Annotated in this window: 11 protein-coding genes; 4 read left to right on the top strand and 7 right to left on the bottom strand. The window is 75.9% G+C overall.

Going from position 1 to position 15,664, the window contains the following annotated elements; translation table 11 throughout:
• The 4 genes from IE330_RS33915 to IE330_RS33900 form a co-directional block, all read right to left on the bottom strand.
• Window positions 1-2,860 (bottom strand): amino acid adenylation domain-containing protein (locus IE330_RS33915; protein WP_190140020.1); only part of this gene is annotated, 2,860 nt, incomplete at its 3' end.
• Window positions 2,857-4,122, bottom strand: a complete 1,266-nt coding sequence (locus IE330_RS33910; protein WP_190140019.1) for an ATP-grasp domain-containing protein — start codon at window positions 4,120-4,122, stop codon at window positions 2,857-2,859. The genes IE330_RS33910 and IE330_RS33915, both read right to left, overlap by 4 nt.
• Window positions 4,119-5,588 carry an argininosuccinate lyase gene (gene argH, locus IE330_RS33905; RefSeq protein ID WP_190140018.1) on the bottom strand — a complete coding sequence of 490 codons (1,470 nt, stop codon included), beginning with the start codon at window positions 5,586-5,588 and terminating at the stop codon, window positions 4,119-4,121. The genes IE330_RS33910 and argH overlap by 4 nt, the downstream gene beginning before the upstream one ends.
• Complete coding sequence (locus IE330_RS33900; RefSeq protein ID WP_190140017.1) at window positions 5,585-6,667, bottom strand: pyridoxal-phosphate dependent enzyme; 1,083 nt, start codon at window positions 6,665-6,667, stop codon at window positions 5,585-5,587. Before IE330_RS33900 ends, argH begins: the two co-directional genes overlap by 4 nt.
• A gap of 196 nt (window positions 6,668-6,863) precedes the next feature.
• Here IE330_RS33900 and IE330_RS33895 point away from each other — a divergent pair, with 196 nt between their 5' ends.
• On the top strand, window positions 6,864-7,598 hold the full coding sequence (locus IE330_RS33895; protein WP_190140016.1) for a thioesterase II family protein: 735 nt from the start codon (window positions 6,864-6,866) through the stop codon (window positions 7,596-7,598).
• Between the two features lie 294 nt (window positions 7,599-7,892).
• Here the strand turns inward: IE330_RS33895 and IE330_RS33890 are convergent, their stop codons facing one another.
• Complete coding sequence (locus IE330_RS33890; RefSeq protein WP_229926117.1) at window positions 7,893-9,170, bottom strand: class II 3-deoxy-7-phosphoheptulonate synthase; 1,278 nt, start codon at window positions 9,168-9,170, stop codon at window positions 7,893-7,895.
• Window positions 9,171-9,731: 561 nt separating this feature from the next.
• Here IE330_RS33890 and IE330_RS33885 point away from each other — a divergent pair.
• Both IE330_RS33885 and IE330_RS33880 read left to right on the top strand, forming a co-directional pair.
• Window positions 9,732-11,267 carry an anthranilate synthase component I family protein gene (locus tag IE330_RS33885; RefSeq protein ID WP_373314798.1) on the top strand — a complete coding sequence of 512 codons (1,536 nt, stop codon included), beginning with the start codon at window positions 9,732-9,734 and terminating at the stop codon, window positions 11,265-11,267.
• Window positions 11,268-11,335: 68 nt separating this feature from the next.
• A complete protein-coding gene (locus IE330_RS33880) occupies window positions 11,336-11,950 on the top strand; it encodes an anthranilate synthase component II (RefSeq protein ID WP_190140021.1) in 615 nt (204 codons plus the stop codon).
• Here the strand turns inward: IE330_RS33880 and pdxR are convergent.
• Entirely contained in the window at window positions 11,916-13,325 is a 1,410-nt protein-coding gene (gene pdxR / locus IE330_RS33875; protein WP_190140014.1) for a MocR-like pyridoxine biosynthesis transcription factor PdxR, read from the bottom strand. The two genes, IE330_RS33880 and pdxR, sit on opposite strands and share 35 nt — an antisense overlap.
• Before the next feature lie 241 nt (window positions 13,326-13,566).
• Between pdxR and trpD the strand changes: the two genes are divergently transcribed.
• Window positions 13,567-14,622, top strand: coding sequence for an anthranilate phosphoribosyltransferase (trpD, locus tag IE330_RS33870; protein ID WP_190140013.1), 1,056 nt, complete (start codon window positions 13,567-13,569; stop codon window positions 14,620-14,622).
• Between the two features lie 37 nt (window positions 14,623-14,659).
• Here trpD and trpC read toward each other — a convergent pair whose 3' ends face one another.
• On the bottom strand, window positions 14,660-15,466 hold the full coding sequence (trpC, locus tag IE330_RS33865) for an indole-3-glycerol phosphate synthase TrpC (protein ID WP_190140012.1): 807 nt from the start codon (window positions 15,464-15,466) through the stop codon (window positions 14,660-14,662).
• Window positions 15,467-15,664: the final 198 nt, after the last annotated feature.

Here is a 15,664-nt window from a genome sequence, read left to right as displayed (position 1 = left end):
CGGTGCCGTGCGCGGCCGGCTCGCCGGCCACGCGCCGGGCCAGCTCGCGCACGTCCACCGGCGCGTCGGCGCCCGCGACGTCGTGCCCCGGGGGCTCCACGCCGAGCACGGCGACGCCGTCGTCCGCCAGCTCCCGGGCCAGCGAGCGGAAGTTCACGGCGTTGCCGCCCTCGTACGGGAAGCAGATCAGCGTGTACCGGGGGCTGCGGACCGCGGACAGCGGCTGGAGCAGGCCGGGCGCCCCCGTCGCGTGGCCGTCGAGGACCGCCGCGAGGTCGGCGAGGACCGGCCGGGCGGCCAGGTCGCCGAGGGTCAGGGCCCGGTCGAGGTGGACGAGCAGCCGGACCGCGGCGAGCGAGGTGCCGCCGAGCGCGAAGAAGCTGTCGCCGCGCCCGATGCGCTCCAGGGGGACCCCGAGGACCTCCGCCCACAGCATGGCGAGCCGCTGCTCGGCCGGGGTGCTCGGCGCGGTGTACGGGGCGCCGCCGTGCCCGAGCGTCCGGGCGAGCCGCACCAGGGCCTTCTTGTCGGCCTTGCCGTGCTCGGTGCGGGGCAGCCGGTCCAGGCGGTGGAAGTAGGCGGGGACCATGTGGTCGGGCAGGAGCGCGGCGAGGAAGTCACGGGCGCGGCCCGGGGACAGCGCGCCGGAGGCGCTCTCCGCCGCGCCGGGCCCCACGATCCCGGGCCGCCCGGTCCCGTACGGCCCGGGGCCGGGCCCGGTCGCGTGAGGCCCGGTCGCGTGGGGCCCGGTCGCGTGGGGCCCGGTCGCGTGCGCCCCGGTGCTGTGGGGTGCGGTCTCCGCGGGCCCGGCCCCGTCGGGCCCGCTCGTGCCGCTGTAGAACGCCGTGAGGCCGCGCAGCACCCCCGCCCCGCTGTCGATCACGACCGCCGCCTCGCGGACGCCGGGCATGGTCAGGAGGCGGTTCTCGATCTCGCCCAGCTCGATGCGGTAGCCGCGGATCTTGACCTGTTCGTCGTGGCGGCCCAGGTACTCCAGGCGGCCCTCGGGCAGCCAGCGGCCGAAGTCGCCCGTGCGGTACAGGCGGGCGCCCGCGCGGAACGGGTCGGGCACGAAGGTCTGCCGGGTGCGCTCGTCGTCACCGACGTAGCCGCGGCCCACGCACACGCCCGAGAAGGCGATCTCCCCGGTCGAGCCGAGCGGCACCAGGGCCAGGTTGGCGTCCAGGACGTAGGTGTGGACGTTGTGGCGGGGGCGGCCGAGGGGGACGAAGCCGCGCTCGGGCACCCCGTCGAGGACCTCGTGCACGGTGTCGTCGCACACCTCGGTGGCGCCGTACGCGTTGACGAGCCGGATCCCCGGGTACCGCGCGAACCACCGCCGCACCAGGTCGAGCCCCAGGGCCTCCCCCGTCACGGACAGCACGCGCAGCGCGGCGGGGGCCGGGCGCGGGTACCGCTCCAGGTGGGTGAGGAGCGTCTCCAGGTACGAGGGGACGACCTGGGCCACGGTGACGCGGCCCGCGTCGAGCTCGTCCAGGAAGGCGTCGACGCCGAGCTGCGCCGCGGTGTCCACGACCCGTACGGCGGCCCCGGTGACGAGCGGCGCCGCGAACTGCCACAGGGAGATGTCGAAGCTCTGCGCCGCGGTCTGCGCGACGACCTCGCCCGCCCCGGCGGTGAGGCCCATGTCGTCGGCCTTCATGAGCAGGTGGTTGAGCAGCCCGGCGTGCTCGCACACCGCGCCCTTGGGGGTGCCGGTGGAGCCCGAGGTGAAGTACAGGTACGCCGCCTGGTCCGGGGTGACGGTGACGTCGGGGGCGCCCGGGGGCCCGCCCGCGGCGAGGACGCCGGGCACGGACAGCGGCACGGGGTCCGCCGTGGCCGCGGCCGCGGCCTCCCGTACGAGGTCCTCCGTGTCCGGCTCGGTGAGGACGAACGCGCAGGAGGCGAGGGAGAGCTGGGCGGCCACGTGCGGGGCGGGGAAGTCGGGGGCGACGGGCAGGTGGACGCCGCCCGCCTTGAACACGCCGAGCGCCGCCGCGATCCACTCCAGGCCGCGCTCAAGCACCACGGCCACGACGTCCTCGCGGCCGAGCCCGGCGGCGAGCAGCGCGTGGGCGACGGCGTCGGAGCGCTCGTCGAGCTCCCGGTACGTCCAGCGGCGCGCGCCGTGCTCGGCGGCGACCGCGTCCGGCGCGGCGCGCGCCCGGTCCCGGAACAGCTCGGTGAAGGCCCGCCGCGGCAGCTCGGTGCGCGGGCCCGCGAGGTCGTAGAGCTGCGCCTCGACCTCGCGCGCGGACAGCAGGCTCTGCCGGTCGTGCCGGGCGGCGGGGCCGGCGGCGACCAGGCGCAGCGCGGCCCGGTGGTAGCCCGCGACGCGCTCGGCGTAGGAGGCGTCGAGCGCGGCGGTGTCGTGCGTGACGCGCAGCGCGAGGCCGCCGTCGCCCTCGCGGGCGAAGGCGACCCGCAGGACGACACCACCGGGCAGGTCCGCTTCCACCGGCCCGGGCTCACGGGTGAGGCCGGACAGGTCCAGCGCCACCTCCGGCCGCAGCGCGCCCCGGTACGTCCGCGCCCCGGCCGCGCCCGCCACGAGGTCCGCCCACGTCGCGTCGGGGACCGCGAGCCGCAGCGGGCCCCGGAGCCCGTCCGGCGCGCCGGAGGCGTACCCGACGAGCAGGTCGCGTTCGTTGGTGAGGGTCGCCAGGACGCGGGCGTGGGCGGCGATCAGCAGCGCGGGCAGGGTGGCGCCCAGGTCGCGCGCGGTGCGCTCCAGGGCGCTCGCCACGTCGGCGGGCAGCCGGGCCGTGTGCGTGCCGGTGCCGGTGCCGCCCCCGGCGGGGGCGGTCCAGCGGGGGATGCGGGTGGCGGGTTCCCTGGTGGTGTCGTCGTACGTCATCGGGCGGTCGCCCCCTCCTCGCGCGTGACGGTGATCAGGTCCACCGCGTCCCGTGCGCGCCGGGCCGCCTCGGCGGTGCCGGGGCCCGTGGCCACCACGCAGGCGAGGCGGTCGAGGAACGAGTGGGTGCGGCGCAGGTGCCTGCCGACGGCCGTGCTCACGGTGACGGCCGCGACCCCGGGCGCCGAGCGGGCCTCGGGCACGCCGTCGACGGCGGTGACCAGGCCCTCGCCGTCGGCCGTGAGGAAGCGCACGGCGGCGTGCCCGGCGCCGGGGGCCGGGGGCGGCGCGGGCAGGCCGGTGGCGCGGGCGACCACCGCGTCCACCAGGTCGACGCCGGTGGCGGCCCGGACGGCGACGGGGATCATGCCGCCCGCGAGCCGCGGGTTGACCTCGATGACGACGGGCCCGTCGGCCGCGAGGCGCAGCTCGGGGTGGGCGGCGCCCCAGCCGAGGCCGAGCGCGCACAGCGCGCGCAGGTCGGTGCCGGCCCGCCGGTCCGCCGTCGCGGCGGGCACGGGCGCGGGCACGTCGTGCCCGGTCTCCACGAAGTACGGCTCGGGCCCGACGTGCTTGGCGACGACGGCGACCACCCGGTCGTCGAGGGTCTCCACCGAGAACTCCGGCCCCCGTACGGCCGCTTCGACGAGCAGCCGCCCCGGCACCGGGGTGCCGCGCTCGTCGGTGGACCGGCCGAGCAGGTGGCGCGCCCAGGCCTCGGTCTCGGCGGCGTCCCGGCACAGCCGCACCCCGACCGACCCGGAGCCCGCGACCGGTTTGAGGACGACGGGGAAGCCGATGGCGGTGGCCGCGCGCACGGCGTCCGGGGCGCTCTCCACGGCCCGGAACGCGGGCACCGGCACGCCGCCCGCGGCGAGCGCCGCCCGCTGCTCGTCCTTGGCGCGGCAGCGCGCGATCGCGTCGCCGTCGGCGGCGGGCAGGCCGAGCTTGGCGGCGGTGCGCGCGGCGGTCGCCACGTAGTACTCGGAGCTGGAGGCGACGGCGGCCAGGCCTCCGTCCTCCGCGAGGGCCTCGCAGGCGGCCACGACCGCCGCCAGGTCGCCGGTGTCCAGGACGCGGACGGCGACCGCGTCCTCGGCGACGTACGGGTAGCGGTCCGGGTCGCGGGTCAGGAGCACCGGGCGCAGGCCGCGGGCGCGCGCGGCGGCGCAGAACTCCCGGCCGGTGCCGGTGGTGTTGCTCTCCACGAAGGCGCACCACGGGGATGGCGTACGCGTCCGGTCGGGTGGTGGCGTGGTCATGGTGTCCCTCCGTGGCGGGCGACGACGTCCGCCACCGCCCGCTCGCGCAGCCGGTCCGCGTCCCGCAGCCGGGCCCGGTGCGTGGTGATCCAGTCGTGGTGGGCGGCGAGGCGGTCGCGCAGGGCGGTCACCACGGCGGTGGCGGCGCCGGGGCCGCCGCCCCGGTCGTGGGCGGCGACGACGTCGGGCAGCGGCGGCAGCCCGGCGCCGACGTCGACGGGGAAGCCGTCCGGAACGGTGACCTTGGTGAGCTCGGGGGCGCCGGACGCGATCGCCTCGCGGACGGCCGCGCCCACGGCGTGGTGGGCGGCGCGGAACGGAACGCCCCGCGCGACCAGGCGGTTGGCGATCGCGGTGGCGGTCACGAAGCCCTCCTTGGCGCGCTGCTCCATGCGCGCGGGCACCGGCCGGGCCCCGCTCACCAGGACCTGGGAGAGCAGCACCGAGTCGCGCACCGCGGCGAGCGCGGGCCACACCACGGCGACGGCCTCGGTGCCGACCTCGATGGAGTTGGTGAACGGCGTGGCCTTCATCGCGGACGCCGACGCCGTCCAGGCGCCGATGGCCGCCGCGGCCTTGCCCTTGACGTGCTCCAGGAGGAAGGCGTTGCGCTTCTGGGGCATGGCGGAGCTGCCGCCGACGAGCCGCTCGGGGAACTCCACGAAGCCGAACTCCTGCGTGGACCAGAGCTGGAGGTCGGTGGCGAGCCTGCTGAGGGTCACGGCGGCCGACGCGGCCGAGGCGAGCGCCCGCAGCGCGGTGTCGCGCGCGGCGACCGCGTCCGTGGCGTGCAGCGGCGGCGCGGCGAAGCCGAGCAGCGCGGCGGTGCGGGCGGAGTCGATCGGCAGGTCGGTGCCCGCGACGGCGCCCGCGCCCAGCGGGCACCGGTCCAGCGCGTCCACGGCCTGCCGCAGCCCCGCGACGTCCCGGTCCAGGGCGGCCGCGAGCCCCGCCAGGTAATAGCCGTAGGTGACGGGCATCGCGGGCTGGAAGTGCGTGTACACGGGCATCACGACGCCGCCGTGCGCGCGGGCCCGGGACAGCAGTGCCGCCTGGAGCCGCAGCACCTCGCCGAGCAGGCCGAGGAGTTCGCCGCGCAGGCGCATGGCCGTGACGGTGGCCTTCAGGTCGTTGCGGGACCGCCCGGTGTGCAGCTTGCCGCCGACGTCGGGCCCCAGCTCGGCCGTCAGATGGCCTTCGTACATCAGGTACAGGCCGCGCGGCGCGGGCAGGCCGGCGAGGGCCGCGAAGCCGGTCGCCCGCAACCGCCCGACGCGCTCCAGGAGCGCGGCCGCCGCGGGCCCCGGCAGCAGGCCCGTCTCGGTGAGCATCACCACGTGGGCGAGGTCGACGGTGCTGGTCAGCTCCAGCTCGCCGCGGACCTCGTCGAGCCCCTGCTCGCCGTAGACGACGCGGCGGGTGCGGGGGCCGAGCACCGCGGTGAGCCGCCCGGTGCCGCCGGTCACCGCAGCACCTCGCGGCCCGGTACGGGGCCCGCCGGGGAGCGCGGCACCACGCCGGGCACGTCCTCGTAGGCGCGGCGGCCCCAGGCGAAGCGGGTCCAGCGGCCGCTGGCCTCCTTGGGCGAGGTGACGGTGACGGGCTCGGCGTCCTGCCGGGCGTCCAGGACGTGGCCGCGCTCGGCGAGCCACGCGTCGTCGTACACGGTGGCCTGGTAGCGGTAGCCCTCGTCCGGCATCATCACCACGCACAGCCGGTCCGGGTGGTTGCGGGCCCACCACTGCGCGACGAGGTAGGCGGCGCCGCTCGTCGGGCCCTGGAACAGGGCGTGCCGGGCGTGCAGGGCGCGCGTGTACGCGTACGCCTCCTCGGCGGTGCACCAGTGGATCTCGTCGAACAGGGCGTGGTCGAGGTTGCCCGGCCACAGGCTGTTGCCGAGGCCGCGCAGCTCGCGCGGGCCGTCGCTCGGCCCGAACAGGACGCTGCTGTGGCTGTCGACGCCGATGGCCAGCGTGTCCGGCGTGTACGCGCGCAGCCCGCGCGTGGTGCCGCTCATCGAGCCGCCGGAGCCGACCGGGCCCACCAGGCAGTCCACCTGGCCCAGGGTGCGGATGAGCTGCTCGGAGACCCGCTCGTAGCTGCGCGGGTTGTCGGGGTTGGTGTACTGCTCGGGGCAGAACGTCGACGGCAACTGCGCGCGGATCTCCGCGAGGCGGCGCAGCCGCGCCTCCTGGTAGCCGCCGACGGGCGCGGGCTCCTGGCAGATCTCGACGCGGGCGCCGAGGTCGCTGAGCCTGCGGTGCAGGTTCGCGTCGATGGCCGGGTCGCTGACCAGGATCAGCTCGCGCTCGGTCAGCGCGGCCTGCATGGCGAGGGCCAGGCCGAAGGTGCCCGACGTGGTCTCCACGAGCACCGTGTTGTGGTGCAACTCGCCCCGTTCGCGCGCGCGTTGCAGGATGAAGTGGGCGGGCAACAGCTTCATCAGGGTGAAGACCGCGCCGTACAGGTTCGGCCCGAGCCGCACGAGGCGCGGCATCATCTGCGCCTCGGTGATCGAGTGGTACGTCGGGGGGGTCACCGGCATGGGAGCTCCCTGGGGATTGGGTCGTGCTGGTCGGGGGCGGCAAAGGGCGCGCCTCTCCTTGGCTCAGCATCCGGGCGGGCCCTGACAGTCGACTGACAGGTCCGCGCCGGACCCGGGGGTCGCCCGCGGTCCGGACGGGCTCAGGGACGGCGTGGAATCATGGGTGCGTCCGGACGCCGGTGAGTGGGGGGACAGCATGGTGTGGACGACGGTCGTGGAAGCCCGGCCCTTCGCGGCGCGGCGCCTCGTGTGCTTTCCGCACGCGGGCGGCTCGCCGTACTTCTTCCGCTCCTGGGGCAAGGCGCTCAAGGACTTCGAGGTGCACGTGGTGTGCTACCCGGGGCGGGCCGACCGGATCGCTGAGCCGCCCGCCACGGACCTGGTGCGCATGGCGGGTGACATCGCGCGGGAGCTGCGGCCGCTGCCGGACGGGCGGCCCACGGTGTTCTTCGGGCACAGCATGGGCGCGTCCGTGGCGTACGAGGTCGCCCGGCGCTGGGCCGCCGAGGGCGCGGCCCCCGAGCACCTCTTCGTCTCCGCCGCCCGCGCCCCGCACCTGGCGGACGGCTCGCCGGAGCGGGCCGCGGCGCTCGACGACACCGAGGTCCTGCGCACCCTGCGGCGCCTCGGCGGCACGGAGGCGGAACTCCTGGAGAACCCGGTGTTCCTGGAGCTGGTGATGCCGTACGTGGGCGCGGACTTCCGCATGGTCGCCGGGTACGCGGGCCCGGCGGACGCCGCCCCGCTCGCCTGCCCCGTCACCGCGCTCCTCGGCGTCGACGACCCCCGCGTCACCCCCGACCAGGCCGCGGCCTGGCGCCGGACGACCCGCTCCGACTTCGCCTTCCACACCCGCCCCGGCGGCCACTTCTACCTCACCGAACAGCCACCGTTCGAACTGCTCGAGGGGACGGCGGGGGGCCGGGGCTAGGAGACACCGCCCCGCAGGGGAGCGGGGCTGGGTCGGGTGGCGCCCCGAAGGGGCGCGGGGAACTGCGCGAGCGACCACGACGGCGCGGCGGCCGACCGGGGGCGTGCGCGGTGGCCCCCGGACGCGGGGGGGCCGGGACCGGGCAGCGCCCCAAAGGGGCGCGGGGAACTGCGCGAACGGCCAAGACGGCGCGGCGGCCGACCGACGGCCTGACCCGAGCGGACGCACGGCTTCGCCGCCGGGCGGGAGCTTCGCCGCAGGGCGGGATGAGCCGGGGCCGCCGTGGCCCCGGGGTCAGGCCCGGGCCGCGGACCGGTACTGCTCGGCCAGCAGGAAGGCCAGGTCCAGGGACTGGGCATGGTTGAGGCGGGGGTCGCACGCGGTCTCGTAGCGATCGGGAAGGTCCTCCTCCAGCACGGCGTTGCCACCCCCCACGCACTCGGTGACGTCGTCACCGGTGAGCTCCACGTGGATGCCCCCAGGGTGCGTGCCCAGCTCCCGGTGAACCTCCACGAAGCCGCGCACCTCGTCCAGGACCGTGTCGAAGCGGCGGGTCTTGTGCCCGCTCGGCGCCGTCGTCGTGTTGCCGTGCATGGGGTCGCTCACCCAGCACACCTGCGCCCCCTCCGCGTTGACCTTCTCCACCAGCGTCGGCAGCACGTCCCGTACGCGGTCGGCGCCCGCGCGCACCACGAACGTCAGCCGGCCCGGCTCGCGGTCCGGGTCGAGCCGGTCGACGAGGGCGAGGACCGTGTCGGGCGTCGTCGTCGGGCCGAGCTTCACGGCGATCGGGTTGGCGATGCGGGAGAAGTACTCCACGTGCGCGCCGTCCAGCTCGCGGGTGCGCTCCCCGATCCACAGCAGGTGCCCGCTGGTGGCGTACGCGCGCCCGGTGCCGGGTTCGACGCGGGTCAGCGCGGCCTCGTAGTCGAGCAGCAGCCCCTCGTGCCCCACGAAGAACTCCGCGGTGGCGACCTCCCGGGTGTCGACGCCGCAGGCCCGCATGAAGGCGAGGCTGCGGCCGATCTCGTCGGCGAGCTGCTCGTAGCGCTCACCGGCGCCGGACGCGGCGACGAACCCCTGGTTCCAGGCGTGCACCTGGCGCAGGTCGGCGAAGCCGCCGGTGGTCAGGGCGCGCACCAGGTTCAGCGAGCGGGCCGACGCGTCGTACATCGCCCGCAGCCGCCCCGCGTCCGGGCGGCGCGCCCCGGCCGTGAACTCCAGGCCGTTGACGGCGTCCCCGCGGTACGACGGCAGCGTGACGCCGTCGCGCTCCTCGACAGGGCTGGACCGCGGCTTGGCGTACTGGCCCGCCATGCGGCCGACCTTGACGACCGGCAGGGCGGTGGCGTGGGTGAGGACGACGGCCATCTGGAGCAGCGTGCGCAGCGTGCCGCGCAGGGACTCGGTGCCGGTCCCCGCGAACGTCTCGGCGCAGTCGCCGCCCTGGAGCAGGATCGCCTCGCCCCGGGCCACGGCCGCCATACGGCGGCGCAGCAGGTCGCACTCGGCGGCCGCCACCAGCGGCGGGGCCGCCGCGAGGCCCCGGGTGACGGCGCCCAGGGCGGCCACGTCGGGCCAGTCGGGCTGCTGCCGGGCGGGGAACGCGCGCCAGGAGGAAGCGGCGGAGGCGGAGGCCGCGGGGGCGGCGTCGTGGACGGTGAAGGCGGCAGCCGCGGGGGCGGCGGCCGCGGTGCTGGCGGCCCCGGGGGCGGCGCGTCGTCCGGCGTGCGCTGCGCCGAGCCCTGCGCCACGGGCTCCACCGTTTCTCCCGGTATCACTTCCGGTATCGCTACCGGTATCGCTACCGGTATCGCTTCCAGCGGCTTTCCCGGTGTTTCCCTCGGGTTCTCTGTCGCTGTCTTTCCTGGCTGCTTTCATGGCTGCCTTCCCCGTACGGACGCGGAACTGGAGGAACGGAAACGCGGACCACTCAATACGCGCCACCGCACCCGGGTCAAGCGTTTCCGAATTGGTCCGCATCCGCGCCCGCCGATTGGTCTGGCCGCGCCGGAAGTCCGCTGATTCACTGCTGCCGGAAGAACCGGGAGAACCGGGAGAACCGGAGAAGAACCGCGAGAGACCGCGGAGTCCCCCTCACCAGGAGTGCCAGGGAGTTTCATCATGCCGGACATGGCGACGATCGACGTACGGGTCTCGGACACCTGCCTGCCGCCGCACGACCCCCTCGACCTGTACGCGCTGCTGCGCGGGGCGCACGGCCCGGACACGTTCCTCTTCGAGAGCGTCGACGGCGCCGACCAGGACCGGCGCTGGGCCGCCGTCGGCTCCGGGCGCCTCGCCGAGATCCGCGTGTACGCCGACCACGTGGACCTCGACGGCACGCCCGCCCTGGCCCGGGCGCTGGCCGCGGTCGCCGTCGCCGCGGGGCTCAGGGGCGACCACCCCGAGGCGCCCGACCCGGGCGTGCACCGGCTGCGGCTGACGGGGCCCGGCCAGGTGTGGGACCTGCTCGCCGGCGCGCAGCACCTGTTCGCGGTGGAGACGGGGCGCTCCCCGGACACCTACGCGTTCGGGTTCCTGACGTCCTTCGCGTACGAGGCCGCCTGGCACATGGAGGCGCTGCCCGCCCGCACCAAGCCGCCGCGCGGGCCCGACATCACGCTGACCCTGTTCCGGCACACCGTGTGGTACGACCTCGCCGACGGCTCGGTGACGCATCTGCGGGCCGACAGCCGGGCGTTCGCCGACGCGGACGGGGAGCCGGTGGGCGAGGTTCCGGTGGGTGGAGGGCCGGGCGGTGCCGGGCTCGTGGCGCTCGCCCGGGCGGCGGCGGCCGCGCCCCCGCGGGAGGTGCCCGCCGCGCCCGCGCCCGCGTCCGTGCGGGACAGCGTGTCCCGGCAGACGTTCCTCGACTGGGCCGGGCGCTGCCTCGCCCACATCCGCGTCGGGGACATCTACCAGATCCAGATCGGCCACCGCGTCGACGTCCGCACCGAGCTGACGTCCCTCGACGTCTACCGGCGGCTTCGCTCCCGCAACCCGTCGCCGTACATGTATCTGATGCCGCGCGCGGGCCGCACGCTGATCGGCGCGAGCCCCGAGCTGTTCTTCCGCGTCGAGGGCGGCCGGATCGTGATGCGCCCCATCGCGGGCACCGCGCGGCGCGGCCCGGACGAGGAGGAGAACGCCCGGCGCGTCAAGGAGATGCGCGAGAGCGTCAAGGAGCAGGCCGAGCACGTGATGCTCGTCGACCTGTGCCGCAACGACATCGGCCGGGTCACCACCCCCGGCACCCTGCCGGTGGACCGGCTCATGGCGGTGGAGCGCTACAGCCACGTCTTCCACCTGGTGTCCACCGTCTCCGGGGACCTCGAACCGGGCGTGGACCCCTGGCGGGCGGTGCGGGCCACCTTCCCCGCCGGGACGATGACCGGGGCGCCCAAGGTCCGCGCCATGGAGATCGTCGAGGGGCTGGAGGAGGAGCCGCGCGGCGCCTACGCGGGTGCCGTCGGCCTCGTCGACGCCCGCGGCTGGAGCGAGCTCGCGCTGTGCATCCGTACCGTCGAGCACGACGGCGACACGTACGCCACGCAGAGCTCCGCGGGCATCGTCGCCCAGTCCGACCCGGAGGCCGAGTGGCGCGAGACGCTCGCGAAGATGGGCGCGGCCTACTGGGCGCTCACCGGCGAGGAGTTGCTGCCGTGAACGGCTTCTCCGCGCAGGGTGCCCCTGTGTACGTGCCCACGCCGGACCGGGAGGAGGGCGCGCGGCCCATGAAGGTGCTGCTGATCGACGCCTACGACAGCTTCGTCCACATCATCGACCAGTACCTGCGGACCCTCGGCGCGCGGACCGAGGTCGTCCGCTCCCTGACCCGCTCCCCCGCCGAGCTGGCCGCGCTCGCCCCGGACGCGGTGGTGCTCGGCCCCGGGCCCGGGCATCCGGCCGCGTCCGGGCACGTGGAGCTGGTGCGGGAGTTCGCGGGCCGGGTGCCGCTGCTCGGGGTGTGCCTGGGGCACCAGGCGATCGCCCTCGCGCACGGCGGCCGGGTCGAGGTCGCCGACCAGGTGATGCACGGCCGCACCAGCACCGTGCGGCACGACGGCGCCGGGATCTTCCAGGGCCTCGGCCACACCCTCGAAGCCACCCGCTACCACTCCCTGGTCGTGGCGGAGCCGCTGCCGCGGGAGCTGGTGACCACGGCCACCGCCCTCGACCACGGCTATGTGATGGGGCTGCGCCACCGGACGCTGCCGGTCGAGGGCGTGCAGTTCCACCCGGAGAGCGTGATGACGAACGGCGGTCTCGCGATGATGGACAACTTCCTCGCGGGCAGCGCGCGGTGGGCGGCGGCTACGGCCGGGCGAGCACCGCGGCCAGTTCCCTGACCGCCTCCGTCAGGCCCGAGGCCGGCAGATGGGCGTGGCCCACGACCAGGGCGGGCACGGCCCGCTGCGGCCGGGCGTGGAACGCCGCCCCGCCGCGCACGAGGACGGACCGGGCGCGCGCCCCGGCCACCAGGGCCGCCTCGTCGACGTGGGGCGGCAGCCGTATGTAGGCGTGCAGGCCCGCCGCCGGGCCGGTGACCGCGGCGCCCGGCAGATGGCGGGCGACCGCCTCCTCCAGGGTCGCCCGGCGGCTGCGGCAGCGGGCGTTGAGCCGGCGCAGATGGCGGTCGAACAGGCCGCCGCGCAGCAGTTCGGCGAAGGCGAGCTGGGTGAGGGTGTCGGTGCCCAGGTCGTGCCGGGCCCGTACCCGCAGCAGCCGGTCGAGCAGCGGCCCCGGCACGGCCGCCCAGCCGAGGCGCAGGCCGGGCGCGAGGGACTTGCTGGCGGTGCCCGCGTACACCACGTGCTCGGGCGCCTCGCGCTGCAGGGCCAGGGGGCGGGTGCCGTCGCGGTCGTACCAGACGCCGCCGTCGTAGTCGTCCTCGATCACCCGGCCGTCGACCGTCCGCGCCCAGCGGACGAGTGCCTCGCGCCGCCGCGCGGACATCCGGGCGCCCGTCGGGAACTGATGGGCGGGCGTGACGAGGACGGCGCGCGCCCCGGACGCGGCGAGCGCGTCCACGTCGATGCCCTCGGCGTCGACCGGCACCGGCACCGGCCGCAGCCCGCTGTCGCGCACGAACCGGCGCTGCCCGGGGTGGCCGGGGTCCTCGATGGCGAGCAGGGCGTGGCCGTCCTCGGCGAGGGCCGTGCACAGCAGGCTGAGCGTCTGCGCGAACCCGGCGGCCACCATGACCTGGTGCGGGCTCGTCCGCACGCCGCGCAGCCGGCCCAGGCAGTGCGCCAGCTCCGTGCGCAGGCCGGGTTCGCCCGCGAGCGGCGGGTAGCCGTGGTCGGTGGCGTCGGCCTTGTGCAGGACGCGCTGGTAGCAGGTGAGCCACTCGCGGCGGGGGAACGCCGAGAAGTTGCGGCCGCCGGGTCTCAGGTCCCAACGGACGTCGGGCACCGGCGGCTCCGGGCCCGCGTCCAGAAGCGTGGGCACGACCGGGCGCGGGGCCGCGTCCAGGTGCTCCACGACGCGGGTGCCGGCGCCGCGCACGGCTTCCAGGTACCCCTCGGCGACGAGCTGCCCGAACGCCTCCACGACGACGCTGCGGGACACGCCGAGGTCGTCGGCGAGGCGTCTGCTGGACGGCAGCCGCGTACCGGGGTGGAGGATGCCCTCCACGATCTCCTTCCTGATGGACCGCTGGATCTGAGAGGTCAGGGACTGCTCGGATTCCCTGACGACGTCCACCGCTATGTGCAGGGCCACCGGCCCCTCCTTCTCTCGCGTTCTCGCTTGTGCTTCTTTTCTTCTTCCTGTCGTTCGTCGGCGGCTGCCGTTCGTGTGCGGCTTTCATTCACGTGCGACCGGGCGCCGGTGAATGGCGAATTGGACCGTACGAGTTCCGGTGAAGTGGTCTGGCAGTGGCGTACGGGGTTTTCGAGAATGAGGGCGTTCACTCGTTTCTTGTACGTCGTCCGCGCCGTCGAGCCGTTTCGAGGAGAATGCCGTGACCGCCGATGAGGGTCTCACCTGGCCGGAATTGCTGGACGCGCTGCTGTGCCGCCGGGATCTGTCCGCGCGGCAGACCGCCTGGGCGATGGATCAGGCGATGTCGGGCAGCGCCGGGCCCGCCCGTCTCGCGGGGCTGATGGTGGCGCTGCGGGCCAAGGGCGAGACCGTGGAGGAGATCACCGGTCTGGTGGAGGCCATGTACGCGCACGCCGTACCGCTGGAGGTGCCGGGTCCGGCCCTGGACATCGTCGGCACCGGCGGCGACGGGTCGCACAGCGTCAACGTCTCGACGATGTCGGCGGTGGTCGCGGCCGGCGCGGGCGCGCGTGTCGTCAAGCACGGCAACCGGTCGGCGTCGTCGGCGTGCGGTTCGGCGGACGTGTTGGAGGAGTTGGGTGTCGCCCTCGACCTGCCCGCGGCGGAGGTCGCGGACGTCGCCGGGGACGTGGGGATCACGTTCTGCTTCGCGCCGCTGTTCCATCCGGCGATGCGGCACGCGGCCGGGCCGCGGCGGGAGCTCGGCGTCCGTACGGTGTTCAACGCGCTGGGGCCACTGACGAATCCGGCCCGGCCCGCGGCGGCCGCGGTGGGTGTCGCCGATCCACGGCTCGCCCCGCTCCTCGCGGGGGTGTTCGCGCGGCGCGGTGTCTCGGCGCTGGTCTTCCGGGGCGACGACGGGATGGACGAGTTGACGGTCACCACTACCTCCACGGTCTGGTCGGTCACCGGCTCCGAGGTGCGCAGGGAGTCCTTCGACCCACGGGACGTCGGCATCGGGTACGCCGCCGCCGACGCGCTGCGTGGCGGCGACCGGGTCTACAACGCGGCGGTGGCCCGGGACCTGCTCTCCGGGGCGCGCGGCCCGGTCCGGGACGCGGTCCTGCTCTCCGCCGCCGCGGGCCTCGCGGCCCTCGCCCCGGCCGACGCGCCGGTCACGGACCGGATCGCGGCCGGGATGGAACGGGCGGCGGAAGCGATCGACTCGGGCGCGGCAGCGGCGGTGCTCGAGCGGTGGGCGGCGGTGACGAGGAAGCGGGCGCTGGGGAGTTGAGGGGGCTGACCCCCGACGCCCGGCCCCACGACCCCGGCTACCGCAGTGCCCTCCCCCGCTGCCGTCCCGCCTCCACCAGTGCCGCCACCGCCCTCTTGCTGTCGCCGCCCGTCACCACGGACTCGCCGACGAGGATGGCGTCGGCGCCCTGCGCGGCGTAGTCCGCCGCGTCCTGGGGGCCGCGGATTCCGGACTCGGCTATGCGGACGACGCCGTCGGGGATCTCGGGGGCGAGGCGGGCGAACGTGCCGCGGTCCATCTCCAGGGTGCGCAGGTCGCGGGCGTTGACCCCGATGACCCAGGCGCCGGCGTCGAGGGCGCGCTTGACCTCCGTCTCGTCGTGCACCTCCACCAGGGGGGTCAGGCCTATCTCCGCGGCGAGCGCGAGGAGTTCGGCGAGCAGCGGCTGTTCGAGGGCGGCGACGATGAGCAGGACCAGGTCGGCGCCGTGTGCGCGGGACTCCCAGAGCTGGTACGGGTCGACGATGAAGTCCTTGCGGAGCAGCGGCACGCGCACGCGGGCGCCCACGGCGTCGAGGTCGGCGAGGCAGCCGCCGAAGCGGTGCCGCTCGGTGAGGACGCTGATGGCGGCGGCGCCTCCGGCCTCGTACTCGGCGGCGAGGCCGCCGGGGTCGAGGATGTCGGCGAGGTTCCCCTTGGCCGGGCTGCTGCGCTTGACCTCGGCGATGACTTTCAGGCCGTCGGTGCCGGAGAGCAGCGCGGCGCAGTCGAGGCCGGGGCCGACCTCCGCCACTTGGTCGGACAGCTCGGCCTCCGGTATGAGCCGGCGGCGTGCCGTCAGGTCCTTGCGGACCGCTCCGATGATGTCGTCGAGCGTGTTCATCCCCACACGTCCTTCCCCTGTGCTTCCACGCTAGGGGCGGGCGAAGAGGCGGACCACACCCTTTAGTCCGGGGTGAAAAACCCAGGTGGGGGCGGGGCCGACGGCTTCGTCCGCCGGTTCGGTCCGTGCCGCGATGCCCCGCGGCCGGCCACGCCCGGCCCGCCGTGCGGGGCCGCGAGGAGGTTCGCGGCCCCGCAC

Origin of the sequence: Streptomyces longispororuber (assembly GCF_014656095.1) — a bacterium.
Taxonomy (GTDB): Bacteria; Actinomycetota; Actinomycetes; order Streptomycetales; family Streptomycetaceae; genus Streptomyces; species Streptomyces longispororuber.
Note: the sequence above shows the minus strand (reverse complement) of the source record. Positions and strands in the feature narration are given on the sequence as shown.